At 70.2% G+C, this 23,684-nt stretch carries 18 protein-coding genes and 1 pseudogene; 8 read left to right on the forward strand and 11 right to left on the reverse strand.

Annotated features, from left to right (window positions below; all coding sequences use genetic code 11):
- The first annotated feature begins 4 nt into the window (after positions 1-4).
- Positions 5-1,333: an MFS transporter gene (locus tag CRP27_RS02690; RefSeq protein WP_097179192.1), complete on the forward strand. Its 1,329-nt coding sequence runs from the start codon at positions 5-7 to the stop codon at positions 1,331-1,333.
- A complete protein-coding gene (locus CRP27_RS02695; RefSeq protein ID WP_176505435.1) occupies positions 1,330-1,872 on the forward strand; it encodes a HutD family protein in 543 nt (180 codons plus the stop codon). Before CRP27_RS02690 ends, CRP27_RS02695 begins: the two co-directional genes overlap by 4 nt.
- 71 nt (positions 1,873-1,943) lie before the next feature.
- On the opposite strand, the gene ppsA is transcribed toward CRP27_RS02695, so the two are convergent.
- Entirely contained in the window at positions 1,944-4,346 is a 2,403-nt protein-coding gene (ppsA, locus tag CRP27_RS02700; protein ID WP_097179193.1) for a phosphoenolpyruvate synthase, read from the reverse strand.
- A gap of 134 nt (positions 4,347-4,480) precedes the next feature.
- Between ppsA and CRP27_RS02705 the strand changes: the two genes are divergently transcribed.
- The 5 genes from CRP27_RS02705 (at position 4,481) to CRP27_RS02725 (ending at position 11,465) form a co-directional block, all read left to right on the forward strand.
- Positions 4,481-5,929 carry a helix-turn-helix transcriptional regulator gene (locus tag CRP27_RS02705; RefSeq protein ID WP_097179194.1) on the forward strand — a complete coding sequence of 483 codons (1,449 nt, stop codon included), beginning with the start codon at positions 4,481-4,483 and terminating at the stop codon, positions 5,927-5,929.
- A 123-nt stretch (positions 5,930-6,052) separates the two neighbouring features.
- Positions 6,053-7,432, forward strand: coding sequence for a phosphoenolpyruvate carboxykinase (GTP) (locus CRP27_RS02710; RefSeq protein WP_097179195.1), 1,380 nt, complete (start codon positions 6,053-6,055; stop codon positions 7,430-7,432).
- On the forward strand, positions 7,429-8,943 hold the full coding sequence (locus tag CRP27_RS02715) for a glyceraldehyde-3-phosphate dehydrogenase (RefSeq protein WP_255257405.1): 1,515 nt from the start codon (positions 7,429-7,431) through the stop codon (positions 8,941-8,943). Before CRP27_RS02710 ends, CRP27_RS02715 begins: the two co-directional genes overlap by 4 nt.
- Positions 8,944-9,086: 143 nt before the next feature.
- Positions 9,087-10,667, forward strand: coding sequence for a Na+/H+ antiporter (locus CRP27_RS02720; RefSeq protein ID WP_097179619.1), 1,581 nt, complete (start codon positions 9,087-9,089; stop codon positions 10,665-10,667).
- Between the two features lie 48 nt (positions 10,668-10,715).
- On the forward strand, positions 10,716-11,465 hold the full coding sequence (locus CRP27_RS02725) for an ABC transporter permease (protein WP_097179196.1): 750 nt from the start codon (positions 10,716-10,718) through the stop codon (positions 11,463-11,465).
- 152 nt (positions 11,466-11,617) lie between these two features.
- Here CRP27_RS02725 and CRP27_RS02730 read toward each other — a convergent pair whose 3' ends face one another.
- From CRP27_RS02730 to CRP27_RS02775, 10 genes and pseudogenes are all read right to left on the reverse strand, one after another.
- Complete coding sequence (locus tag CRP27_RS02730) at positions 11,618-12,367, reverse strand: FAD:protein FMN transferase (protein WP_255257406.1); 750 nt, start codon at positions 12,365-12,367, stop codon at positions 11,618-11,620.
- On the reverse strand, positions 12,364-12,870 hold the full coding sequence (locus CRP27_RS02735) for an FMN-binding protein (RefSeq protein WP_097179197.1): 507 nt from the start codon (positions 12,868-12,870) through the stop codon (positions 12,364-12,366). Before CRP27_RS02735 ends, CRP27_RS02730 begins: the two co-directional genes overlap by 4 nt.
- Positions 12,867-14,306: a ferric reductase-like transmembrane domain-containing protein gene (locus CRP27_RS02740; RefSeq protein WP_097179198.1), complete on the reverse strand. Its 1,440-nt coding sequence runs from the start codon at positions 14,304-14,306 to the stop codon at positions 12,867-12,869. The genes CRP27_RS02735 and CRP27_RS02740 overlap by 4 nt, the downstream gene beginning before the upstream one ends.
- Before the next feature lie 325 nt (positions 14,307-14,631).
- Positions 14,632-15,669 (reverse strand): cation diffusion facilitator family transporter, encoded by a 1,038-nt coding sequence (locus CRP27_RS02745; protein ID WP_097179199.1) that lies wholly within the window; start codon positions 15,667-15,669, stop codon positions 14,632-14,634.
- Entirely contained in the window at positions 15,666-16,028 is a 363-nt protein-coding gene (locus CRP27_RS02750; protein WP_097179200.1) for a metalloregulator ArsR/SmtB family transcription factor, read from the reverse strand. The genes CRP27_RS02745 and CRP27_RS02750 overlap by 4 nt, the downstream gene beginning before the upstream one ends.
- A 77-nt stretch (positions 16,029-16,105) precedes the next feature.
- Positions 16,106-16,642: a DoxX family protein gene (locus CRP27_RS02755; RefSeq protein ID WP_097179201.1), complete on the reverse strand. Its 537-nt coding sequence runs from the start codon at positions 16,640-16,642 to the stop codon at positions 16,106-16,108.
- Between the two features lie 304 nt (positions 16,643-16,946).
- Complete coding sequence (locus tag CRP27_RS02760) at positions 16,947-19,358, reverse strand: hypothetical protein (protein WP_141399659.1); 2,412 nt, start codon at positions 19,356-19,358, stop codon at positions 16,947-16,949.
- 271 nt (positions 19,359-19,629) lie between these two features.
- A pseudogene (locus CRP27_RS02765) lies at positions 19,630-19,925 on the reverse strand (IS3 family transposase); the annotation flags it as partial.
- 2 nt (positions 19,926-19,927) lie between these two features.
- Positions 19,928-20,194, reverse strand: coding sequence for a hypothetical protein (locus tag CRP27_RS02770; protein WP_141399660.1), 267 nt, complete (start codon positions 20,192-20,194; stop codon positions 19,928-19,930).
- Between the two features lie 73 nt (positions 20,195-20,267).
- Positions 20,268-20,762 carry a DUF1269 domain-containing protein gene (locus CRP27_RS02775; protein WP_097179204.1) on the reverse strand — a complete coding sequence of 165 codons (495 nt, stop codon included), beginning with the start codon at positions 20,760-20,762 and terminating at the stop codon, positions 20,268-20,270.
- 258 nt (positions 20,763-21,020) lie between these two features.
- Between CRP27_RS02775 and CRP27_RS02780 the strand changes: the two genes are divergently transcribed.
- The gene (locus tag CRP27_RS02780) at positions 21,021-23,546 is read left to right on the forward strand and encodes a LuxR C-terminal-related transcriptional regulator (RefSeq protein ID WP_141399661.1); all 2,526 of its coding nucleotides are present in this window, start codon (positions 21,021-21,023) and stop codon (positions 23,544-23,546) included.
- Positions 23,547-23,684 lie beyond the last annotated feature (138 nt).

Below are 23,684 nucleotides of genomic sequence, written 5' to 3' on the forward strand. Positions count from 1 at the left end.
CACCATGTCAGCGTCGTCACCCCGGACCGCGGCCCCGCCCGAGCGCCTCAGCCGGTTCCACCTGCGGATCACCGCGCTGACGTTCGGCGCGAACTTCTCGGACGGGTACGCCCTGGGCAGCATCGGCATCGCGCTGACGCTCATCCCGCAGTCCTTCCCCGTGAACGACGTCTGGTCGGGGCTCATCGCGAGCTCGGTCCTCATCGGCATCTTCGTCGGCAGCATCACCTGCGGCTGGCTCGGCGACCGGTTCGGGCGCCGGCTCGTGTACATGCTCGACTTCGTGCTCATCGTGGTCGCCTCGGCCGCGCAGTTCTTCGTGCACGACCCCGGGACGCTGTTCGTCCTGCGCCTGCTGATCGGCTTCGGCGTCGGGGCGGACTACGCGCTCGGGCCGACTCTGGTGGCGGAGTTCGTGCCCGCCCGGTTCCGTGGCGGCCTGCTCGCGACCCTGACGGTCGCGTGGACCGTCGGCTACACGGCGGCGTACTTCATCGGGACCTGGGTGAGCGCGCTCGGCACCGGCGACGGCTGGCGTTGGCTGCTGGCGAGCGGCGCGATCCCCGCTGCAGCCGTCCTGGTCCTGCGACTCGGCACCCCGGAGTCGCCGCGATGGCTCATCACCAAGGGACGCCTCACCGAGGCCCGGGCGATCGTCGCGAAGTTCCTGCCGGAGGGACTCGACGTCGACGCGGTCGCCGCTGCCCACGCACGGCGGACACCCGGCCGGTACCGCGACCTGTTCCGCGGCAAGAACCTCCGGAGCACCGTCTTCGGGTCGGTGTTCTACAACGCGCAGGTCATCCCGTACTTCGCGGTCTACAGCTTCCTGCCGATCATCCTGCTGAGCCTCGGCATGGACGCCGACGGCTTCGCTGCCGGTGCGCTGCTCAACGTCTTCCTGCTGCTCGGCGGGCTCGTCGGCCTGTGGCTCGTGGCGAAGACCGGCCGCCGACCGCTCATCATCTGGACGTTCGGGATCATGGCCGTGGCGCTCGCGGTCGTCTCGTTCGGCGAGCACGCCCCGCTCTGGGTCGTGCTGCCGGCGTTCCTCGTCTTCACGTTCGTGATGTCGGCCAGTTCGAACCTCGACCAGGTGTACCCGCCGGAGCTCTTCCCGACGAACGTCCGGGCGGCGGGGGTCGGCCTGGTGAACGGCGTCAGTCGCATCGGGTCCGCGGTCGGCACGTTCCTGCTGCCGCTCACCCTCGGCGCCTGGGGCATCACGCCGACGCTCCTCGTGCTCGCCGGCATCCTGGCGATCGGCATGGTCGTGTCGATCCTGATGGCGCCGGAGACCTCGCACCTGAGCATGGACGACGACGAGCTGTGACCCGCCCCGGCCGCACCGTCCGGTTCGCCGACGCGCCTCGGAGCCGGTGGGCGAACGGGCTCGGCGAGACCGTCGAGCTCTGGCGCACGCCCGGCGACGGACCCTTCGAAGCCCGGCTCAGCATCGCGACGATCGGCTCCGACGTGCCCTTCTCGTCGCTCCCGGGCGTCGACCGGGTGCTGCTGTCGCTCTCGCCGCACACGCTGACGCTCGACGTGGACGGCCAGCGGACGGTGCTCGAGCAGTTCGACACGGTGGCCTTCGCCGGCGAGGCAGCCGTCAGCGCGGTCGGCGTCACGGCCCCGGGCCACGACCTGAACCTGATGGTGCGCCGGGGCAGCGGCGAGCCCGCGCTGACGGTGGTCGCCGTCGACGGCGACCTCGAGGTGCACGGCGTCGCCGTCGTGCTCGACGGCACGATCGGCGCCGCCGATGGCCCGCTGGCGCCGTTCGACGCGGTCGTCGGCCCGGTGTCCCTCACCGGCCGCGGCCGTCTCGCGCTCGCCGCCGTCCCCGTCGCCGGGCCAGCGGTCGAGTGAGCAGCAATCGTCGAGTCACGGACCGTGACCCGACGATTGCTGCTCACTGGATGCGGTCTCCCGTGGTCGGGTCAGACCACCGACGCGAGCCGCTGCCAGGTGCTCACGACCGTGTCGGGGTTGAGCGACATCGACGTGACCCCGCGGGCGCGGAGGTGGTCCGCGAGGTCCGGGTGGTCGCTCGGGCCCTGCCCGCAGATGCCGACGGACGCCCCGCGGGCGCGGCAGGCGTCGACCGCCATGTCGATCAGGCGGAGCACCGCCGGGTTCCGTTCGTCGAACGACTCGGCGACGAGTGCGGAGTCCCGGTCCACGCCGAGGGTGAGCTGCGTGAGGTCGTTCGACCCGATCGAGAAGCCGTCGACGTGGTCGAGGAACCGGTCGGCGTCGAGCGCGTTCGCGGGGATCTCGCACATCATCACGACCCGCAGGCCGTTGCGACCTCGTTCGAGACCGTGCTCCGCCATCAGGGCGACGACCGCCTCGGCTTCCTCGACGGTCCGGACGAAGGGGATCATGACGCGCACGTTCGCGAAGCCCATCACCTCGCGGACGGTGCGGATCGCCTCGCACTCGAGGGCGAACGCCTGCGCGAACTCCTCGGACAGGTAGCGGGAGGCACCGCGGAACCCGATCATCGGGTTCTCCTCGACGGGCTCGTACCGTGCGCCGCCGAGCAGGCCCGCGTACTCGTTCGACTTGAAGTCGGACAGCCGGACCACGACGGGCTTCGGGTCGAACGCCGCAGCGAGGGTCGCGACGCCCTCGGCCAGGCGCTTGACGAAGAAGTCCCGGGGCGAGCCGTACGCCGCGATCCGGTCCTCGATCTGCTCGCGGACGTCGGCGGGCTGGTCGGCGAGTCGGAGCAGGGCGTTCGGGTGCACCCCGATCTGCCGGCCGACGACGAACTCCATGCGGGCGAGGCCAACGCCGGCGTTCGGGAGCGCGGCGAACGAGAACGCCTGCGCCGGGTTGCCCACGTTGAGCATGAGGTCGACGTCGAGGTCCGGCAGGTCGCCGACCTCGATGCGCTCCGTCTCGACTCCGAGGATCCCGTCGTGGACGACACCGGTCTCCCCCTCGGCGCAGCTCACCGTCACGGGCTCGCCGTCGTGCAGCGTGCTCGTGGCGGTCCCGGTGCCGACGACCGCGGGGATGCCGAGTTCGCGCGCGATGATCGCCGCGTGGCAGGTCCGACCGCCGCGGTTCGTCACGATCGCCGACGCCCGCTGCATGATCGGCTCCCAGTCCGGGTCGGTCATGTCCGCCACGAGGACGTCGCCGCGACGGAAGTCGTGCATCTCGTCGACGCTCGCGAGGACCCGGACCGCACCGGACCCGATGCGCTGGCCGATCGCCCGACCGTCGAGCCGCGGCGGCGTCGTGGGCTGCACGGCCAGACGGTGCCGTTCGATCACGGACGCGGAGGCACGCGACGCGACCGTCTCCGGGCGGGCCTGCAGGACGTACAGGCGACCGTCGAGGCCGTCCTTGCCCCACTCGACGTCCATCGGGCGGCCGTAGTGCTGCTCGATGACGACGGCGATGCGGGCGAGCTCGGTGACCTCGTCGTCGCGCAACGAGAAGTGCCGACGCTCGGCGGCGCTCGTCTCCACGAACGCGGTCGTGCGCCCGACGGTCGGGTCGTCGGTGAACACCATGCGCTGCGCCTTCGACCCGAGCACCCGTCCGAGGATCGCGGGACGGCCCGCTGCCAGCGCGGGCTTCGACACCGTGAACTCGTCCGGGTTCACGGCGCCGGACACCACGCCCTCGCCGAGCCCGTGCGCACTGGTGACGAACACCGCCCGGTCGAAGCCGGACTCCGTGTCGAGCGTGAACAGCACCCCGGCGGACGCCAGGTCGGAGCGCACCATCCGTTGGACGCCGACCGAGATCGCCACCTCGTCGTGGACGAACCCGTGGTGCACCCGGTAGGCGATCGCCCGGTCCGTGTACATCGAGGCGAACACCCGGCGCACGGCGTCGAGCACGTTCCCGATCCCGCGGATGTTCAGGTACGTGTCCTGCTGCCCGGCGAACGACGCATCGGGCAGGTCCTCCGCGGTCGCCGAGGACCGGACGGCGAACGAGGCCTCGTCGGGTGCCTCGGCGCTGAGCCGGTCGTACCCGTCACGGACGGCCTGTTCGAGGCCTCGCTCGAGCGGTGTCGACAGGACACGGCGACGGATCTCGGCGCCGGCCGCGGCGAGGGCTGCGGTGTCCTCGACGTCGAGCGCGAGGAGCGTCGCACTGATCCAGGACGTCAGCCCGGTGTGCTCCATGTGGCGGCGGAACGCGGTCGCGGTCGTGGCGAAGCCGTCCGGGACGCGGACGCCGAGGCCCGACAGCGAGCGGAGCATCTCGCCGAGCGAGGCGTTCTTGCCGCCGACGGTCGCGAGGTCCTCCAGACCGACCACGTCGAGGGGCAGGACGTTCGGCGCTGCAGCCGTCCGTTCGTCGATGATCGTCATCAGGTCGCCTTTCGTCGGTGAATCGCCGGGATCGTGTCCCGGCGGGGCGTGTCACCCACCGTGCGGGGTCGCTCGAACCGTGGACCCGACGGTTGCCCTCGAAATCTGCCGAATTTTCGGATACGGTCCGTTCCATGCAGGTTGACGACGACAACGCACGCATCCTCGGAGCACGCATCCGGCACTTCCGGACCCGCGCGGGCTGGACCCTCACCGCGCTCGCCACCGAGCTCCGGACCACCGCGAGCACCCTGTCCCTCATCGAGAACGGCAAGCGGCCGGTCCGTGCAGCGGAGCTGCCGGGCCTCGCGTCGGCGCTCCGCGTCGAGGTGCTGGACCTGCTGCAGGCGGAGGCGCCGGACCCGCGGTCCGCGCTCGAACTGGAGCTGCAACGGCTGCAGGGCGGGCCGCAGTACGCGGCGCTGGGCGTGCCTCCCGTCCGGGTCTCGAAGTCCCTGCCGCAGGACGCGCTGGCAGCGCTGGTCCGCACCCTGCAGGAACTCGACCGGAAGGCGCGGGAGGCCTCGGCGACGCCGGAGGAGGCCCGTCGGGCGAACACCGAGCTGCGCGACCGGATGCGCGCGCGGAACAACGCGATGCCGGAGATCGACGCGCTGGCCGAGGAGGTCGTCGGCGCCGTCGGCCACGAGGTCGGGGCGCTCACGCACCGCGAGGTCAGCCGGATGGCGGAGCGCCTCGGGTTCACCCTGCTCTACGTCGACGGCCTGCCGCACTCCACCCGGAGCATCACCGACCTGGCGAACGGGCGGATCTACCTGCCGCCCGCCTCGATCCCGGGCGGGCACGGCCTGCGGTCGATGGCGCTGCAGGCGATGGCGCACCGGCTGCTCGGCCACCAGCCGCCGTCGTCCTACGCCGAGTTCCTGCAGCAGCGACTCGAGATCAACTACTTCGCTGCGGCGTGCCTCATGCCCCGGAAGCAGGCCGTCGGGTTCCTCACCGAGGCGAAGGCGTCGCGGGACCTCGCCGTCGAGGACTTCCGTGACGCGTTCGGCGTCACCCACGAGTCGGCGGCGCTCCGCATGACGAACCTGCTCACCGAGCACCTCGGGATCCGGGTGCACTTCCTGCGGGTCGGTGAGGACGGGGCGATCTACAAGGCCTACGAGAACGACGACCTGCCGCTGCCTGCCGACGTCACCGGCGCGGTCGAGGGACAGGTGGTGTGCCGGAAGTGGGTCGCGCGCTGGGCCGGGGACCGGAGCGCCCGGACGTCCGAGGCCCACCAGTACACGGACACCACCGCGGGGACGTACTGGTCGTCCACCCAGACCGGCTCCGGGCCCGACGGCGCGTTCAGCATCACGTTCGGCGTGCGGTTCGACGACGCGAAGTGGTTCCGCGGGCGCGAGACCACCGAACGGCAGGTGTCGACCTGCCCGGACGAGTCGTGCTGCCGCCGGCCGCCGGCGCCGCTGGCGTCCCGGTGGTCGGACGCTGCGTGGCCGAGCGCGCGGATGCACACCCGGGTGTTGGCGTCGCTGCCGTCGGGGCGGTTCCCCGGGGTGGACGACACCGAGGTGTTCGAGTTCCTGGAGCGGCACACGGGGGACGCTTCGTAGGGAACGCCTGTTTCCGGCTCGTCGCAAATTCCCGGACTCTTCGAGACCCGCACGGTCGTCCGGGCCGGTCCGTCGGACGGAGGGTGGTGGCACACCAGCACGGATCTCGACGAGGAGGCCACCATGCCCCGGACCGCCCAGCACCGCCACACGTTCCCACCGGCGGGGGTCCTGCCCCTGCCCGAGGTGCCGGACGGTGCGCGGAACCACGACCTCGCCCACGCCGGGACCGCGCAGTGGGTGGCGCGCACGGCGCTCCTGACCCGGCCGGACGAGGTCGTCTGGGTCGACGGGTCGGACGAGCAGTGGCGGGAGCTCGTGACGCGGTTCACCCTCGACGACGAGGTCGTCCGGCTCGATCCTGGGGCGCGGCCGGGGAGTCTGCTCGTGCGGTCGGCCGCCCGGGCCGGGTCCGCTGCAGCACCCGTCGACCGCGCGGGCGGCGTCGACAGCGTCGGCGTCGTCGACAGCGTCGGCGTCGTCGACCGGGTCGCTGAGTCGATGCGCGGTCGGACGATGTACGTCGTCCCCTTCCTGCTCGGTGCCCCGGAGGCGCCGGACCTCCTCGGGGTGCACGTCACCGACTCCCCCGCGAGCGTGGCCACCCTCCGTGCCCTGACGCGCGTCGGGTCGGACGCCCTCGACGCGATGGGTCCGGAAGCCGAGGTCGTGCGCACGGTGCACACGAGCCTCCGCAGCCCACGGGACGCCCGTCCGACCCTGCGCACGGTACTGCGTGACGACCGCGCCGGTGTCCGCACCGTGTGGCTCGTCGGCGGCGACGACGGCGCGGGCGTGGTCGAGGCGCTCGGGGCCCACACGGACGACCTCGCCGTGGAGTGCACCCTGCTGCACGTCCACGGCGACCACGGCACGACGACCGTGGCCGTGACGGGTCGTCGCTCGGCGGTCCGGATCGAGCAGCGGACCCCGGGTGGCCGGCGGGTCGACGTGCTCGCCGCCGGGCCGGTGCTCGTCGGGCCGGGACGCGACGGCGTGGTCGCTCGTGCCCTGACCGACGGCACGGTCGTCCCCGTGGCCGGCCTCTCGCCGAGGTCGGCGGTGGCGGCCGACGTCGAACGGGACGCCGTGTTCGTCGACACCGCACTCGACGAGGACGGCGACGTGTGGTGGCCCGGCAGCGACGACGCCCGGGCGCTGCACCTCATCGACCGGCACGGGCACTACCTGCCCCGCGGGGGCGACCCAGCCGCGGCCGGGGCTCCGGACGCGACCGTCGCCGTCCGCCTGCACGGCACGGCTGCCCGCGCGGCCGTCCGCTCGGGCAGCGTCCCCGTCGAGGCATTCGTCGTCACCGACCCGGCCGGTGCTGCGGACGTCGACGCACTCGCGGCGCTCCTCGGGGCGGCGATGCCCGTCAGCACGACCGCGTGGGGCGGCCCGGCGGAGATCGCCGACGCGCTCGACGGCCTGTCCAGCGTGGCCACGGCCACGGCTGCGGCTGCGACTGCGCCGTCCGAGCGCCGGGGGGTCGCGGCGTGAGCGTGTTCGCGGACTGGATCGAGGAGGAGTCCCTCGCCGAGGCCTCGATCCCGATCGTGGGCAGCCTCTACCGCCGGCAGAACGTCGTCACCACGATCCACGGACGGCGACTGGTCGGGCTGTCGGCGAACCAGGTGCTCAAGGCACACCGGTTCGCCCGGCACCTCGACGGCGCCGAGCTGCACCCGTCCGAGACCTTCCCGGTCCTCCGAGCCCTCGCCACGCTCGACCTGGGCCCAGCGGTCGTCGACGTCGCTGCGCTGCTCCGCCGCCACCGCGAACTGCTCGCTGCGGGCTCCGCTCCCGGCGAGCTCGACGCCGGTGCGCCGCACGACCTCGACGCGTTCCTGCGCACCGAGCTCGCCGACGTCGTCGGCCACGGGTCGGAGGCACTCGCACCGACCGACGTCGTCCTCTACGGCTTCGGTCGCATCGGGCGGCTCGTCACCCGGATCCTGCTCGCCCGCGCCGGCGGAGCGAGCGGCCTGCGGCTCCGCGCCGTCGTCCTCCGCCCCGGTGGACCGGGCGACCTGACGAAGCGCGCGAGCCTGCTTCGACGCGACTCCATCCACGGCCCCTTCGACGGCACGATCACCGTCGACGAGGCCGCGCAGACCATCACCGCGAACGGCACCGTCATCCAGGTCGTCCGCGCGGAGGCGCCGGACCGCGTCGACTACCGGGCGATCGGGATCGAGGACGCCGTCGTTGTCGACTCGACCGGCAGCTGGCGGGACCGGGCGGCCCTCGAACGGCACCTCGCGGCACCGGGTGCGGGGCGCGTCCTGCTGACGACCGCGGCGAAGGGCGACGTCCCGAACATCGTGCACGGGGTGAACGACGCCGAGATCGCCGACGAGCGGATCCTCGCCGCGGCCAGCTGCACGACGAACGCGGTGACACCCGTCCTCGCCGCCCTGCACGAGCGGTACGGGGTGCGGCACGGGCACGTCGAGACCGTGCACGCGTTCACGAACGACCAGAACCTCACCGACAACCACCACCGTGCCGACCGCCGGGGACGAGCAGCGACGCTCAACATGGTCGTCACCGAGACCGGGGCCGCGAAGGCCGTCGGTGCGGCGTACCCGGAGCTCGCCGGGCGCCTCACCGGCAACGCCATCCGGGTCCCGGTGTCGAACGGGTCCCTCGCCGTGCTGTCGCTGCAACTCGACGGCGCTCCGGACCGCGACGAGCTGAACGCCTTCCTGCGCGACGTGTCGCTCGTCTCGTCCCTCCGGCGCCAGGTCGACTACGTCGAGTCTCCGGAGTTCGCGTCCAGTGACGTGCTCGGCTCCCGCAAGGCCGGGGTGGTCGACGGCCTGGCGACCATCGCGGACGGCGACGGCTCCGCGGTGGTCTACGTCTGGTACGACAACGAGCACGGGTACTCGCGGCAGGTGGTCCGCGTGCTCGAGTCCATGACCGGCGTCCGCCTGCCCGCGTTCCCCCGGGACCGCGTGGACGCCGCCGGCCGGTCCATCGCACCGCTCGCGGTGGCCGAGCGGTGACCGCCGACCGGGCCGGGCGGTAGCGGCCCGACCGGGCCGAACCGGGGCCGTGTCCGCGCAGGGGTGTGGGGACACGGCCCCGTTGCCGTGCGCTGTCAGCACCCACCGCGTTGACTGGGGTGTCGGTCGAACGAGGAGTGCGTGTGCTGGGACCTGAACTGGTGGTGGTGCTCGGCCTCGCCATCGCCCTGACGGCCGGTGTCGCCGACCGCATCCGGGTGGCCCCGCCCGTGCTCCTGCTCGTGATCGGAGCCGGGCTCGCGTTCGTCCCGGAGTTCGCGGACGTCGAGCTCCCCGCCGACGCCGTCCTCCTGCTGTTCCTGCCCGCGCTGCTGTACTGGGAGAGCGTCACCACCTCGCTCCGGGAGATCCGGAAGAACCTGCGCGGCATCGTCCTGATGGGCACCCTGCTCGTCGTGGTCACCGCCGGCGCGGTCGCCGTCCTGCTGCACCTGCTCGGGATGCCCTGGGGACCCGCCTGGGTGCTCGGCGCCGCCGTCGCCCCGACGGACGCCACGGCGGTCGGCGTCCTCACGAAGATGCTGCCGCGCCGGAACGTCACCGTGCTCCGCGCCGAGAGCCTGGTGAACGACGGCACGACCCTCGTGGTCTACGGGATCGCGGTCGCCGTCACCGTCGGGACGCAGGAGCTCACCTTCTGGGGCGTGTCCGGCATGCTCGTGCTGTCGTACCTCGGCGGTGTCGCCGCCGGGCTCGCCGCCGCCTGGGTCGGCACCCTCGTCCTGCGCCGCGTCGACACCGTCGTGCTCGAGAACCTCGTGACGCTGCTCGTGCCGTTCGGCGCGTTCCTGGCAGCCGAGGCGATCGGTGCCTCTGGTGTGCTCGCCGTGGTGGCCGCCGGGATCGTCGTCAGTCAGGTCGGACCGAAGCTCGACCGCGCCGAGACCCGGCAGCAGGTCCGGGCGTTCTGGTCGTTCCTGACGTTCCTGCTCAACGGCGCCCTGTTCGTCCTGGTCGGCATCGAGGCGATGGTCGCCGCACGCGCCCTCGAACCCGCCGAGCTCCTCCGTGCCGCCGGGGTCATCGCCGCGGTGGCGGTGCTCCTCGTCCTGGTGCGCTTCGCCTTCCTGAACGCCGCCGGTGGCACCGTGTGGCTCGTCACGCGACGCACCGGCGGCGCACCCCGCGAGGGCCACCGCGACCGCCTCGTCAGCGGCTTCGCCGGCTTCCGCGGTGCGGTGTCGCTCGCCATGGCCGTCGCCGTCCCGCGCATGCTGGAGTCCGGCGACGCGTTCCCCGACCGCGACCTCATCGTCTTCGTCACCGCCGGGGTCGTCGTCGTCACCATCGTCGGCCAGGCGCTCGTGCTCCCCGCCGTCCTGCGCCGCGCCGCCCTGCCCGAGGACGAGTCCGTCGGTGAGGAACGCCGCTACGCCGAGCGCACCGCGATCGAGGAGGCGCTCGACGCGCTCCCCCGCCTCGCCCGCTCCACCGGCGCCGACCGTGCCACCGTCGACCGCGTGCGCAAGGACTACGAGGCCCACCTCGACGTCATCCAGGCGCGCGCCGAGGACGACGACGACCATCCGGCCCTGCAGCGGCACGACACCGCGGTCGCCCTCGAACTGGCGCTCGTGCAGCACAAGGCCGCAACGCTCCTGCGACTCCGCGACGCGGACGAGATCGACGACCTCGTGCTCCGGCAGGTGCGTGCCGGCTACGACGCCGAGGAGGCACGACTGAGCGGCGCGGCCCCGGCCTGATCCCGGCCGGCATCGTCCAGATCCGCACAACCGTGGCAGGCTCGGTCCGTGAACGATCCGAGCGGTCTCCCGTGGACACTCCTCGGGGTCCTGGTGCTCGTGGCCCTCGCGACCGCCGTGCTCCTGCTCGCGCGCGCGCCGTCGCCCTGGGCGCCGGCGTTCGCGGTGGTGCGGGGCACGGTGCAGCTGGCGCTCATCAGCCTGGTCCTCAGCGGCGTCATCAGGGACCCGATCTGGATCGCTGCAGCACTCGTGGTGATGTTCGGCGTCGCGACGACGACGGCGGCGAGACGGCTCGGCACGCTCCGGACGCGGTTCCTGCCGGTGGCGCTCGCGATGGCCGCCGGGATCGTCGGCGCGCTCAGCGTCGTGTTCCTCACGGGGGCGATCGCGTTCACGCCACGCTACGTGCTCGCCGTGGGCGGCATCGTGATCGGGAACGCGATGACGAGCGCGACGCTGTCCGGTCGCCGCTTCGTCGAGTTGGTCGACGATCGGTGGGACGACGTCGAGGGCTGGCTCGCGTTGGGCGCGACACCCCGGCAGTCCACAGCCGATCTGGTCCGGCGCGCCGTGCACGCCGCGATGGTGCCGAGCACCGACCAGACGCGGACGACCGGCCTCGTCACGCTGCCGGGGGCGTTCGTCGGTGCGATCTTCGGCGGCGTCTCCCCGATCGAGGCCGGGCGCTTCCAGATCGTCGTGCTCGCCGCGATCATCGCGGCCGGTGCGATCGTCGCGACGACGCTCACGCACGCGCTGGCACCGGTCCGGACCCGGCCACCGCAGCCCGCCTGACCGCGACGCTCGACGGTTCCCCGCGGCGCTCGGTCCTGGTGTCCGCATCGCGTTCTGGATGGTGCGGGGGGGGGGGAGCTCCTCGACGTGCCGGTCGAGGACCGGGACCCGACCGTGCTCGGCGACGCCCTTCGTCGGTCGGGCGCCACCGATCAGGTGACCGCAGGGACCTGTCGGACGGTGTCGGACGCGCCGGGAGTGGCCCAGACCGTGCCGTCGACCCCGAACGCGAGCACGTCCACGCCGGCGTCGCTCGTGAGTCGGCGCAGGTCGTCCTCGTCGCCGGCGACCACCGCGGTCGCGAGGACGTCCGCCGCGACGATGTCGTCGGCGATGACGGTCGCCTGGACGAACGTCGGGGCCGCGCGGCGCCAGATGTGCTCGCCGCGCTCGGCGGTACCGGAGGTCGCCACCGCCCGGCGGGGTGCCTCGAGCCGGACGATGCCGACGACGGTGTCCCGGCGCGACGGGTCGACGACGCCGACGCTCCACGGTTCGTCTGCGCGGTGGTGACCGCGGACGAGGACGTCTCCGCCGGCGCTGATCATCCAGTCGCCGTCGCCGCTCGTGGCGTCGAGGACTGCACCGGCGTCGCGGAGCGCGAGGGCCTTGACGACGCCGGAGAGGTCGACCACGCCGTCGGGGCGGTGCGGGGTGAACGCTCCGTCGGTCCGCTCTCGCCAGTCGAGCGCGAGTGCGTAGACGTCGCGCACCTCGGACGGGGTGTCCGCGAGCCGGAGCGAACCGTCCGCGACGCGGCTGAGGACCGACGACGGGTCGTACAGGCTGTACCGGTGGTCGTAGCCGGCGAAGACGGCGCGCACCGCGGCCGCCGCCTCCCGGGTTGCACCCCGGAGACTCACGACGGTGCCCATCGTCTCGAAGGTGGCGACGCCGCTCACAGTCCGGCCTTGTCGATCGCTGACTGGAGGGACGTCGTGTAACCCTCGCTGGTGAAGGTCGCACCGCTGACGGACTGGATCTGCGCTGACTGCGCTTGCAGTGCCTCCTGGCGGAGGATCGGGGCGGCCTGCTGGCTGATCTGCACCGACCGACCGTCGCTGTTCGTGAGCTGGAGCGCGGTGACGCCGGTGATCTTCCCGTTCGCGACGGTGATCTGGACCTGCACCGGACCGTACCGGGTCTCGGCCGTGTCGCCGGCGAAGGTGCCGGAGACGGAAGACCCACCCGTGGTGCCGGTGCCGGTGGTCCCACCGGTGGTGCCGGTGCCGGTGGTCCCACTGCTGGTGCCGTCGCTCGTCGACCCGGTGCCGGTCGTACCGGAACCGGAGGTCGTGCTCTGCTGGGTCGGGACGGTCACCGCGGGCTGGCCGCCCAGCTGCCACCCGATGACCAGGACCGCGATCGACGAGAGGACTCCGCCGGCGACGATGCGTGCTCTCATGACTCGAACCGTTCCTGGTGGATCTGGTGCTCGGGGACGCCCGCGAGCCGTGCTTCGCGGACGACGAGGTCGGACCAGGCACGCGGCCCGCAGACGTACAGGTCCGACTGCAGCAGGTTCGGGAACACCGACTGGAGTGTGACGTCGCGTCGGACGTCCTCCTCGGTCATCCAGCTCTCGCGCGACCACGCACGGTGACCGACCATGGCGTACAGGCGACTGCCGGTCGCCGCGGCGAGCTCTGCCGTCTCGTGCCAGAGGTACTGCTGGTCGGCGTCCGTCCCGCGCAGCAGCACGGTCGCTTCGCCGGGCCGGAGGTCGGTGTCCTCGAGCAGCGACCGGACGGGGGTGATCCCGATCCCGGACGCGACGAGGGCGAGGAACGGAGCGGTCCGAGCCCGGCTGGTGAACAGGCCGTAGGGGCCCTCGAGGGAGACGAACGCTCCCGGGGTGATCCGGCCGAGTCGCGCGGAGCCCGCGCCGAGGTCCCGCACCGTGATCCGGGCACGATCCCGGCCGGGGACGGCGGAGAACGACACCGGGTGGGCGTGCCACCACGTCCGGGCCGTCCAGAAGCGCCACACCCCGTACTGCCCGCCCTCGGTCCCGAGTCGGTCGAGGTCGCGACCGGCGAGGTGGATCGACACGACGCCCGGCGCGATGGGCTCGACACCGACGACACGGATGCGGTGGCGGAAGGTCACGACGAGGGGTAGCGCGAAGCGGTACAGGGCGATCAGCCCGAGGGCCAGGACGGAGAGCGCGACCCAGTAGACCCGCTGCCACGTGCCCTCCGCGAGGACGCTGCCGACGCTGAGCATGTGCGGCAACGCGACGAGCACTGCGGCGTAGCTGAGGAGGTGGATGACGTGCCAGGCCTCGTAGGCCAGACGGCGTCGGACGGCGACGAGCGAGGACACCACCACGGCGACGAACAGCCCGAGACCGAGGTAGGCGAGCGGCATGTCCGGCGTCGAGAAGAGCGCGATCGTCTCGGCGATCGGTCCGGTGCCCGCCGAGGCGCCGTACCCGAGTGTCAGGAGCGCACCGTGCGCGAGCAGCAGGTACAGCACGGGCTTCCCGAGCGACCGGTGGACCGCGATGGCGTTGTCCTGGCCGAACGTCCGGTCGATGAGCGGTACCCGTGCGGCGAGGACGAGCATCACGAGCACGAGGTCGGTCGCGACGAGCCCGGCGACGATCCCGGCGTCGGTGAGCCAGCCGCCGATCCCGACGACCGTGTGCGATCCGGGCGACGCGAGCCAGAGCATGACGGCCACGGCTGCCGAGACCCATGCGACGATGCCGAGCAGGTCGGCGACGGCGGTGCGGCGGCGCCCGACACGGCGACGACGGCGTGCGGCGACGTCGAGGGTCTCCGCCGTGGGGGCAGCGGCGAGCGGGCGGTGGGCACTGGTGCGCGCGGTGTCGATCATCGTCGCGGTCCTCTCCAGCAGGTGATCGGGTGACTCACAGCATCGGCATCGGCCCTATGGAGGAACCCGGAACGGGACGTGCGCTTCGTTCGAGACCTCGAGTGATCTGGGCTGGCGCCGGATCCACGTCACTTCGCGGGAGCAGGACGGGCCCGAAGATCCCGACGGCTCGCACCGCGTCGCCGTTCCGCACGCGCGTGGCCCCGAACCGCTGCCGGGCCCACCGGAGGCGATCGCCGTCGTCTCGATCGTCGCGGTCGTCGTCATCGGCCACGCCGGAGCAGCGTCCGTCCGGAAGGGGTTGCGGACGCCGTCGGCGCGGCGGTCAGTGCGTGTGTCCGCCGGTGCGCGTGGCCACAGCCGGTGTGATCGTGAACACGTCGATGTTGCGCACCGCGTCGCGGAGGTGCTCCTCGGCGTGCTGCGCGAGGTGCGTCGCCGCCGGCAGTTCGGTGGCTTCCACTTCGACCGTCGCGGACCCCGTGAGCCGGTGCCCGGTCCAGCGGAGCCGGACGTCGCGGACGGCCAGCACCCCGTCGGCGTGCTCGAGCGCGTGTTCCGCCCGAGCGACCAGCGCGGGGTCGACCGCGTCCATGAGCCGTGCGCCGATCGACTTCACCGTGCCCCAGAGCAGCAGCAGGATCGAGATCGAGATGAGCAGACCGATGATCGGATCGGCGAGGGGGAACCCGAGCATGACGCCGACCGCACCGAGGACGACGGACAGCGACGTGAAGCCGTCGAGCCGGGCGTGCACGCCGTCGGCCACGAGCGCCGCCGATCCGATGCGCTGACCCACGCGGATGCGGTAGACCGCCACGATCTCGTTGCCCGCGAACCCGACGAGCCCGGCTGCGACGAGCAGCCACGGCGCCTCGACCGGGCGCGGGTGCACGAATCGATCGACGGCCTGCCACCCGGCGACCACTGCGGACAGGGCGACGACGAACACGATGAACATGCCCGCGAGGTCTTCGGCGCGGCCGTACCCGTACGTGAGCCGACGGGTCGCCACCCTTCGGCCGAGCACGAAGGCGATCCACAGCGGTACGGCGGTCAGGGCGTCGGCGAAGTTGTGGATGGTGTCCGCAAGGAGCGCGATGGAGCCGGTGAACGCCACCAGCACGGCCTGCAGGATCGTCGTGCCGAGCAGGACGAACAGGCTGATCTTCAGGGCGCGGACACCTGCCGAGCTGGCCTCCATCGCGTCGTCGATCGAGTCGGCACTGTCGTGGGTGTGCGGCACGAAGAGGTCGTGGAGGAACCCCGTGACGCCGCCGTGCGGATGGCCGTGCGGGTGATCGTGGTCGTGCGGGTGATCGTGGTCGAGCGGGTGGTCGTGATCGTGATCGTGGCCGGTCATGCCCGTGTCTGTTCGCTCCGGTGGTGCGGCGCCGCTCCGACGACGTGCTCGGCCTGCTTCACGGCATCGATCACGAGTTCCGAGGCGTGCTCGTCGGTGAGCCGGTAGAACACCGTCGTGCCGTCACGCCGCGTCGAGACCATCCGGGCGAGCCGCAGCTTCGCGAGGTGCTGCGACACGGCGGCCGGGCTCTTGTCGACGACGTCCGCCAGGTGGTTCACCGACATCTCCTCGGCACCCCGCAGGGCGAGGATGATCTTCACCCGCGTCGCGTCCGCGAGCATCGCGAAGACCTCGACGGCGAGTTCGACGTACTCCGATTCGGGATCGAGTCCGCATGATTGCTTGCCTACGTGCACACGCAGATACTAACGCAACCCACAAGCGGACGGGAGGCGCGGTGCCAGCTGGCACCGTGCCTCCCGTCCGCCTCGTCCTACGACTCGTTCGTCGCGCCGTCGGACGCGAGCGCCTTGCGTCGCTGCGCGACCTGGACCGTGATCGCGACCGGCACGGCCGCGAGGGCGAGACCGCGCAGCCACGGGCGGTCGAACACGTGCCGCGTCGCGTGGTCCAGCGAGACCGGACCCGGGCCGCCGAGCGCGAACATCGCCGCGGACAACCCGAGGAACGCGGGGAACTCGAACCCGCCGTCAGCGTTGAAGAACCCGTTCGGGGTGTGCACACTCGACGCCACGCCCATGGTCGTCGCGGCCCCGGCGCCCGCGATCGGGGTGGCCAGGCCGAGTGCCAGGGCCGCGCCGGACCCGGCCTCGCCGATGCCTGCGAGCACGGCGTTCCGACGGGCGGGCCGGAAGCCCATCGCGTCCATGCCCTTCGCGGTGCCCTCGATGCCGCCGCCGCCGAACGCGCCGAAGAGCTTCTGGGAGCCGTGCGACACGAGGACGGCACCGAGTGCGATGCGGAGCAGGGTCTTGGCGGTGACGGATGCGGTGGTGGTGCGCGAGCTCATGCGGTCCTCCGGAGGTCGGTGTGCCGACGACGGTACGCCGCACCGTGCCGTTCGTGTCCCACGCGCGCGTCCCGGTGCCCGCGTCCGGCCGTCCACTGAGCAGGAATGGTCGAGTCGGAACACCCGACTCGACCATTTCTGCTCGCTGAACGCGGACGAACGCGAACAACCGCGCGCGAACCGCGCCCGCCCAGCCGATCTGTCGGAAACCAGGGGTGTCTCCTGGCCCTTCCGGTGCCTGGCCTGTCTCTCGGCGAACAGGGACGAGTTTCCTCGCTCGGCCGCAAGTGTCTCCTCCACTCAGCTACTGACCGTGGACCTCCGTGTTCGGATGCTCCACAGGGTTCTGTTTGAGGGCGTTGGCGCGATCCTGCCGTCGGGCCGGGAAACCCGCCCAGAGATCCGCGAAGGTGCTGTCGACGCGGCGGCGCACTCGGATGACCTCGTTCGGCGCATCGAAGATCGCGCTGGTCACCACGTACTGAGAAGAACTGAGAGGGGGCATCCCGAGCCAATCGAAGCCTGATGGTCGGCTGATGACGTGGCGCTGCCCTCTAGGGGCGGCGAAGTAGAACTCGCTGCGACCCCAGCGGTCGTGCGTTTCGTCGTCGACCTTGAATTCCACGAGTGCAAATCCAAGCGCTTCAACCGTGCGGAGGGCGAGCTCGAGACCCGCGAGGGCATCCTCGATCTGCTTGATGCCGGCCGCCGTCTTCTGGTAATGCTGATGGGAGTTCCGGAAATCATTGACCCGGTCTCGTTGAAGTTGCTTCGAGAGATTGATCAATTCGGCTGGGATGACCGCACGTGCCTCGGCCGTGAGATCGAGGAACGGAACGCGGTGCCGGAAGGGGAACCGCTTCAGTTGACTCCCGCGGGCGTAGGCAGGAACCTCCGACGCCGGGCGCGGGTGCTCGTCCGGGTCCAAGCTTCGCAGGTGATTACCCAAGAGCCCGAAACCCCGCACGAGGGAGTAGAGCTCAAGACGCCCGTTGAGGAAGTCGAACTCGTGATCTCCCGTATCCTGGGAGTCCGCCGCAGCCTGTACCAGTTCGAGACCGTGCCGCTGATCCGACTCGAGACCATACTCGTACGGTCGGGCACTCGAAGTGTGGTCATGGAGGAGGCTCCAGGCAGCAAACGCAAGCGCCTCGCTCAAGAAGCGCTCCAGTTCACGGAAGTACTTGCTCGCCACACCGAGGTACTCCTCGGTGTCCCGCGAGGCAGGCGTCCGGGACACCTTCGCCAGTTCGATCAGACGGTGGTGAAGTCGCCAGAACTCGGCACGTGGATCCTCACTTTCGTAACGCGAGAAGCCGAGTTTCCAAAGGACGCGTTCGACGATGCTCTCGTCGCTTTCGTCTAGCCCATGTTCGATACCGATGCTCTGCGCGAGTCGTTCGACCAGAGTATGCCGGCTCAGCACCAGCCGCTGTATCGCTTCCGCCGGGTCCGAGTTACGGAAAAAGCGGTCCAGCTTCTCCGCCGTCCCCTCCCCCGGTACGTCGCGGAGCTGCCAAGCGAGTTCGTCACGTCCCTCGAGGTCATGGTCATGCAGCTTCTGGAGTTCATTGCGCAGTCTCAGGATCGCAAACCCCTGGTCCACCGAGGCGAAACGAACACCGTGATGGCCCAACTCGGGTAGCAAACCGAACGCCCCTGATCGGCGGACTTGATTCACAACTGGGCGCCGCACCTCGCCACGAGGAATTGTAATCGCGCCGTCATTGACGAGTCTGTCGAGCCCGCGCTGAACCGAGCGCTCATCCGACAGGAGAAGGATCTGCATCAGGCTGGCCCGATTGAGCCTGCGCACGGCTTCGTGAGCGTCGCCAACCTCGAGGAATGCAGAAACCCTCCCTCGCATGACTCCCGCTGTAGCATCGAATAGGTGCGCGACCAACGAACGAAGCTCGTCGACGGAGAGAGCGTCCCCGATGAGGGTGGCAGTGACCCCCACCTCGACGTCTGAGAACATCACGGCGCCGATATCGCGCATGTTGTCGACCTCTTGGAACCAGTCGATTGCAGCCTGGTGGTCGCCATCCAGCTCTTCGTGAAACCGCTCGCGGAACTTGTTGATCGGCGCGTTCACGCTCGTTGTCAGCAACGTCCGGTGAATCCGTTCGCACATCATGTCCGCGCAATGGAAAGCCTCCACGCTGCGTCCGGATCGGATTTCACGATTGTCTGCGGAGGTATGGAGGCCGAAGGGGCCAGTTACGAACTTCCCGTATTGATGCACCCCCTGCGGAAGCGCATCCAAGAACCGCTGTGATTCCTCAAACGTCAGCGTCGGCAGTCCTTCATCGTGTTGATCTGCGTAGGCGTCGTACGCTTCTCGCCCGAATGTGAACGGAAAGCGGATCTTGCCAGACAGCAACTGCTTCGAGACTGAAGCAGCTATAGCGTCGACATCCGTCTTCTTGACGTCGATGAACAACTGGCCCTGACCAAGTGCCAAACCGCACATGAGGCGTGCCTCCTTGACCGGGATGCGCCGGTCCGGCTTGGGAGCCCGCGCCACCTTGTCCACCATCGACTGTCCCGCCGCGCTCAGTTGCAGCGCCTGACTGAGGTCGTCTGGGACGGTGTAGTCGTCCCCGATGATGCAGTCCGCGAGAAGCCGCATGAGGTCGACAAAGTCCGCAAACTTGTTTCGATCTGCCTGTGAGGGTACTTCACGCTCAAGGGGGGTCTTGCTTGTTGATGACATGTGGAACCTCCGCCACGACCATGCCTCAAAGGTGCGAGTTCGAGCGACCCCCAAGTGGGGCGCACGGGCTCGCTGACACTTACCGCTTGGACCCGTCGCTTCCGCGCAATCTGCAAAGACGCTCCTTCTAGCGTCGGCGGCGGCAGGACGCCTTAGGGGAAGACTGCCCGGGACGCCTTCATGACCGTGTCCCTCGGCCTCGGGATACAAGTGACACGCTGTGAGCGTCCCGAATTGTCGGGACTGCTGCAGGTTCGGTTGACTCGTTCGTTTAGGCCGCGAGTGCGACCTGTCGGTTGATGATCGTCTCGTACTCGATCGGGGTCAACTTCCCCAGACCGCGCTGGCGTCGCTTCCGGTGGTAGGTCGCCTCGATCCAGGTGATGATCGCGAGTCGGAGCTCTTCCCGGGTCGCCCATCGCTTTCGGTTGAGGACGTTCTTCTGCAGCAAGGCGAAGAACGATTCCATCGCCGCGTTGTCCGCGCACGCCCCGACCCGCCCCATCGATCCGAGCAGCTATCGCGCGCTGTCTGGTCTTCGAACTGGGCCGCTTTGAAGCGGCCCCGAGCTAGCGCATCGTTGCGAGCACTCCGACCACGAGGGCGAGGAGGCATACAGCGGGCATGAGCCCGAGCATGATCGCAGCGGTGCAGACCCAGTGCGCCAGAGTCGCCTCGGTTGGCAATGCGCGCCGGTTGATCGCGAGCGATCTCAGAACAAGCAGGTTTACGAACGCGGCGGGAACGGCGAGCAGCCATGTGCGTTCATCTGCGAAGTGGAACACCACGAAGAAGGCCGTAGTGAGTACCGCGGCAACAACCACGTTGGCGCGCAACGCTCGCTGAGCGGACGCACCTCCCGCGCCCCGGGCTTTCGTGCCGTCGCGAAGGTTTGAGCGTCCGGCGGAGCTACTCAAGGTCGGTCAACTCCCTCAGCAGCTCCTCTTCGTCGGACTCGGACACAGTCGCACGGTGGATCTCACCCCCGAAGGCTTCGAGCGCGTCCTCGAATGCTTGTTCCTTTACCCGAAGCGCATATACGACAACAGCGGAATGACCGTCCGGGACCGCGTTCCTGACCCGCTTACGAAACTCGTCATCAATGCCCGTTCGATCGAGTCCAGCGAACAAGGCGCCGACCGCACCACCCGCGGCGAGGCCGATCAGAGGCATGAAGAACACAGCACCGAGCACGGTTCCGAACACTGCGCTCGAAGCTGCTCGCGAGCCGAGGCGAGTGGTGCTACGCGGGGTCTCCACGCGAAGCTTTCCGTTATCGTCGATATGCACGAATGCGACACCGCCAACTTCGATGACGAGCCGATCCTCGAGGAGCTGTACTTCCTCGTACGCCGCAAGGGCTCGGGCCTCGTCGCTAAAAGCGATCACGATGAATTCGGGCATGGGTCGCGCTCCTCAGATGCGGCAGACGGCGGCAGCCGTGCCACTGCTCGTTGCATCCTGGTGTAGTCGCGCGCTCCCGATGCCACCCCACCTGATCCGGGTGAAGTCGGAGAGGTGTCGAACACCTCGCTCCGCCTCACCCAGAACGGGTGACTGCACCGAAGCGGAGCACCGAAATCGCAATAGTCGGCGCAGAGCGGACAGCCGACGCTTAGAGTGTGCACAGACCAGGCCTTTACAGGGAGAAGGCGGTATCAATTGCGCGCGCTCGATCACACGGCACCGCTCGCGGACTCACCGGCTGAATCGTTGAGCAGTACGATTCCACGTCCCCGACTCGTCGAGGCGCTCGACGGATTCTCCCGAAGCGGCGCACGACTCCTCACCGTCTGGGCCGCCGCCGGTGCTGGCAAGACCACGCTTCTCGCACAGTGGCGGCATGTACTCGAGGCCCGCCAGGCGCAGGTCTTCGAGATCCATCCCGACGGACGCACATTGGAAGAACGGCTCCTCGACCTCGCTCTCAGCCTTTCCGGCGAAGACCAGTGGGTGCTCATCGACGACGTCTGCGCCATGCTCGACGCCCGGGGTGTCGCACCGTTGCTCCCGCTACTGTCCAGTCTAGGCGAAGGGACCCGCATCGTCGTCGCTGGACGGTTCGAGCCGAGCGGATTCACCGCCATCACGTCACTCGGGTTCGGTGTGCATCGCTTGGGGAATGCGGAGCTTGCTTTCACCGTCGACGAGACGGTTGAACTCGCGTCGAGAATGCAGGTGTCGTTGACGGCAGTTGATGGTGAGGTCCTCACGCTTCGCACCCAAGGATGGGCCGCCGGAATTGCACTATCGATGCCGTACCTCGCATCGGAGCCTGCTCCGTCAACGGCCATCGCCAGCTTCGACGGGGATCAGCATCAGGTCGCGGATTACTTGGTGGTGCGAGTGCTTGACAGCCTCGCTCCTGAGGACCAGGCCGTGCTGATGCTCGCCGCGGCCGCCGAACGCGTGCCGCTCGACCTCGCGGTGGCGCTCACGAGGCGCCGCGACGCAGGGGCGATCCTCGGCCGGCTGAGCCGCCGGAACACCCTGGTCGAGCGTGACAGCGACGACGTCTTCTGCTTCCACCCGATCTTGGTCAGCTACCTGCGGGCCGAGTTCCGCCGACGCGATGAGTGCGCCTTCATCCAGCGTCACCAGGCCGCGGCACAGTGGTTCGCTGATGAAGGGGCGCACGACGCTGCCCTGGAGCAGGCGCTGTTGTCCCACGACCAGCACGTCATCGACTCCCAACTGGAGCGCTCCGGCGTGGAGCTCTTGATGCAGGGGCGCAGCGCGATCGTCGCCACGGCCCTTCGCCACCTCGAACAGGCACCACCGACGCTGTCGACCGCAGTGATTCGCCTGGGGATGGACGTCCCCACCTTCCCCGACCGGATCGGCGCCGAGAACCGACTCATCGTCGTGCAGCGACTGCTCGATTCGGCGGCGCCCAACGCCAGAGTGCGCTGGGAGCCCCTCGTGCGTGCCATCGCCGGGTTCATGGTCGAGGATCGCGATGGAGCAGAGCACGCGCTCGAGGCGCTCGGCGGGTACCTTCGCGCCACGCCCCTGGAGTCCCTCGACGCCGCGTTGGCCGTCCGAGCAGCCATCGCGTGGTGCCTCGTGTTGGCGGAACGTTTCTCCGACGCCGAACCGTTGTTGCGGTACGTGCAAGCGGCGGCGCTGCGTGCGAGTTACTCATGGGTGTACCTCGTGTCGACGGAGTTGGCTGCGACTCTCGCCGCTCGGCGCGGGGATTGGCAGACCGCGAACGCTTTCGACGAGCAGGTCGGTGCGCTCCCCTTCGACATGAAGCCGCCGTACAACCGCGCTACGGCCCGGGCGACACTTCTCGCGGTGGCGAGCTCCTACTCACGGTGCGAACCCGTGTCGTTCGTCCCGGCTCGGCAGATCGAAGCGGCGGATCCGACGGGCAGCGACCTCGGGCTGCTCTTCCACGCTCGCGCCCTCGTGCTCGTCGCGGCACTCGACACGGGGGCGTCTCCGCGCGAGCCGCTCGCCCGACTGTTGCACCTCATGAGGACGCAGGGCGACGACAACCACCGTCTGGTTGCCGCCCTGGCCCCACGCGTGCACTACTGGGCGCTCACTCTCCACGGCCCGGCCGCCGCCGGCCAGGTCCGGCAACTCATCTGCGAGAAGCTCGGGCCGGGGTCGACGGAGGCGCTGACGCTGCGCCTGCTCGCTCCGAGCAGATCCGAGTACGCCGTCGAACGAGCGCTGACGGACGCCCTCGAGTCGGACACAGCTGCGTGGACGGGTGCCGGCGTGGTGCACGGTCGACTCGCACTCGCGAGCAGGGCGTACGAGTCGGATCGAGCTGCGGAAGCGGTGCATCACCTCCGGCTCGCGTTGGATGTCAGCAACACGTTCGGGTACGCGCGGGAGTTCCTGGTCTGCGGCGGGCAAGGGGCGAGGCTGGTCTTCGCGGCACACGGCACGCTCGGCGAGGCGGAGCCGTACGCGCTGCACATCCTGGACCTCGCGGCCGCTGAGCACATCGAAGTCGTCACCGAGCACGGCGGTGCACCGACCGCGCTCACGCCCAAGGAACGCGAACTGCTCGCCGAGCTGCCAGCGCACCAGACCGTCGCGGAGATCGCGGCGAAGCAGCACCTCAGTGTGAATACGGTGAAGACGCACCTGCGGAGCATCTACGCCAAGCTCGGAGTGACCGGCCGCAGCGACGCGGTGCTGGCGGGACGGCGCCGCGGGCTCCTCTGACGCGTACTGCTTCAGACGGCCCCGAAGGCTGGCTGCTGCCGGGGCACTCACCGCGTGAGTATCCTCGTCGGCCGTTCCGAGGCCTCCGCGAGGCCTGAGCTGTTCTGCCCGCTCTCACCCACAAGGGAGGGCGCGTGG

The organism is Curtobacterium sp. 314Chir4.1, from assembly GCF_900215175.1.
Taxonomy (GTDB): Bacteria; Actinomycetota; Actinomycetes; order Actinomycetales; family Microbacteriaceae; genus Curtobacterium; species Curtobacterium pusillum_A.

Bases quoted from the DNA above. Each gene is read 5' to 3' on its own strand.
- CRP27_RS02690 (WP_097179192.1), top strand. From the start codon at position 5: ATGTCAGCGTCGTCACCCCGGACCGCGGCCCCGCCCGAGCGCCTCAGC.
- ppsA (WP_097179193.1), bottom strand. From the start codon at position 4,346: ATGACGATCATCGACGAACGGACGGCTGCAGCGCCGAACGTCCTGCCC.
- CRP27_RS02705 (WP_097179194.1), top strand. From the start codon at position 4,481: ATGCAGGTTGACGACGACAACGCACGCATCCTCGGAGCACGCATCCGG.
- CRP27_RS02710 (WP_097179195.1), top strand. From the start codon at position 6,053: ATGCCCCGGACCGCCCAGCACCGCCACACGTTCCCACCGGCGGGGGTC.
- CRP27_RS02735 (WP_097179197.1), bottom strand. From the start codon at position 12,870: ATGAGAGCACGCATCGTCGCCGGCGGAGTCCTCTCGTCGATCGCGGTC.
- CRP27_RS02740 (WP_097179198.1), bottom strand. From the start codon at position 14,306: ATGATCGACACCGCGCGCACCAGTGCCCACCGCCCGCTCGCCGCTGCC.
- CRP27_RS02745 (WP_097179199.1), bottom strand. From the start codon at position 15,669: ATGACCGGCCACGATCACGATCACGACCACCCGCTCGACCACGATCAC.
- CRP27_RS02755 (WP_097179201.1), bottom strand. From the start codon at position 16,642: ATGAGCTCGCGCACCACCACCGCATCCGTCACCGCCAAGACCCTGCTC.
- CRP27_RS02760 (WP_141399659.1), bottom strand. From the start codon at position 19,358: ATGTCATCAACAAGCAAGACCCCCCTTGAGCGTGAAGTACCCTCACAG.
- CRP27_RS02775 (WP_097179204.1), bottom strand. From the start codon at position 20,762: ATGCCCGAATTCATCGTGATCGCTTTTAGCGACGAGGCCCGAGCCCTT.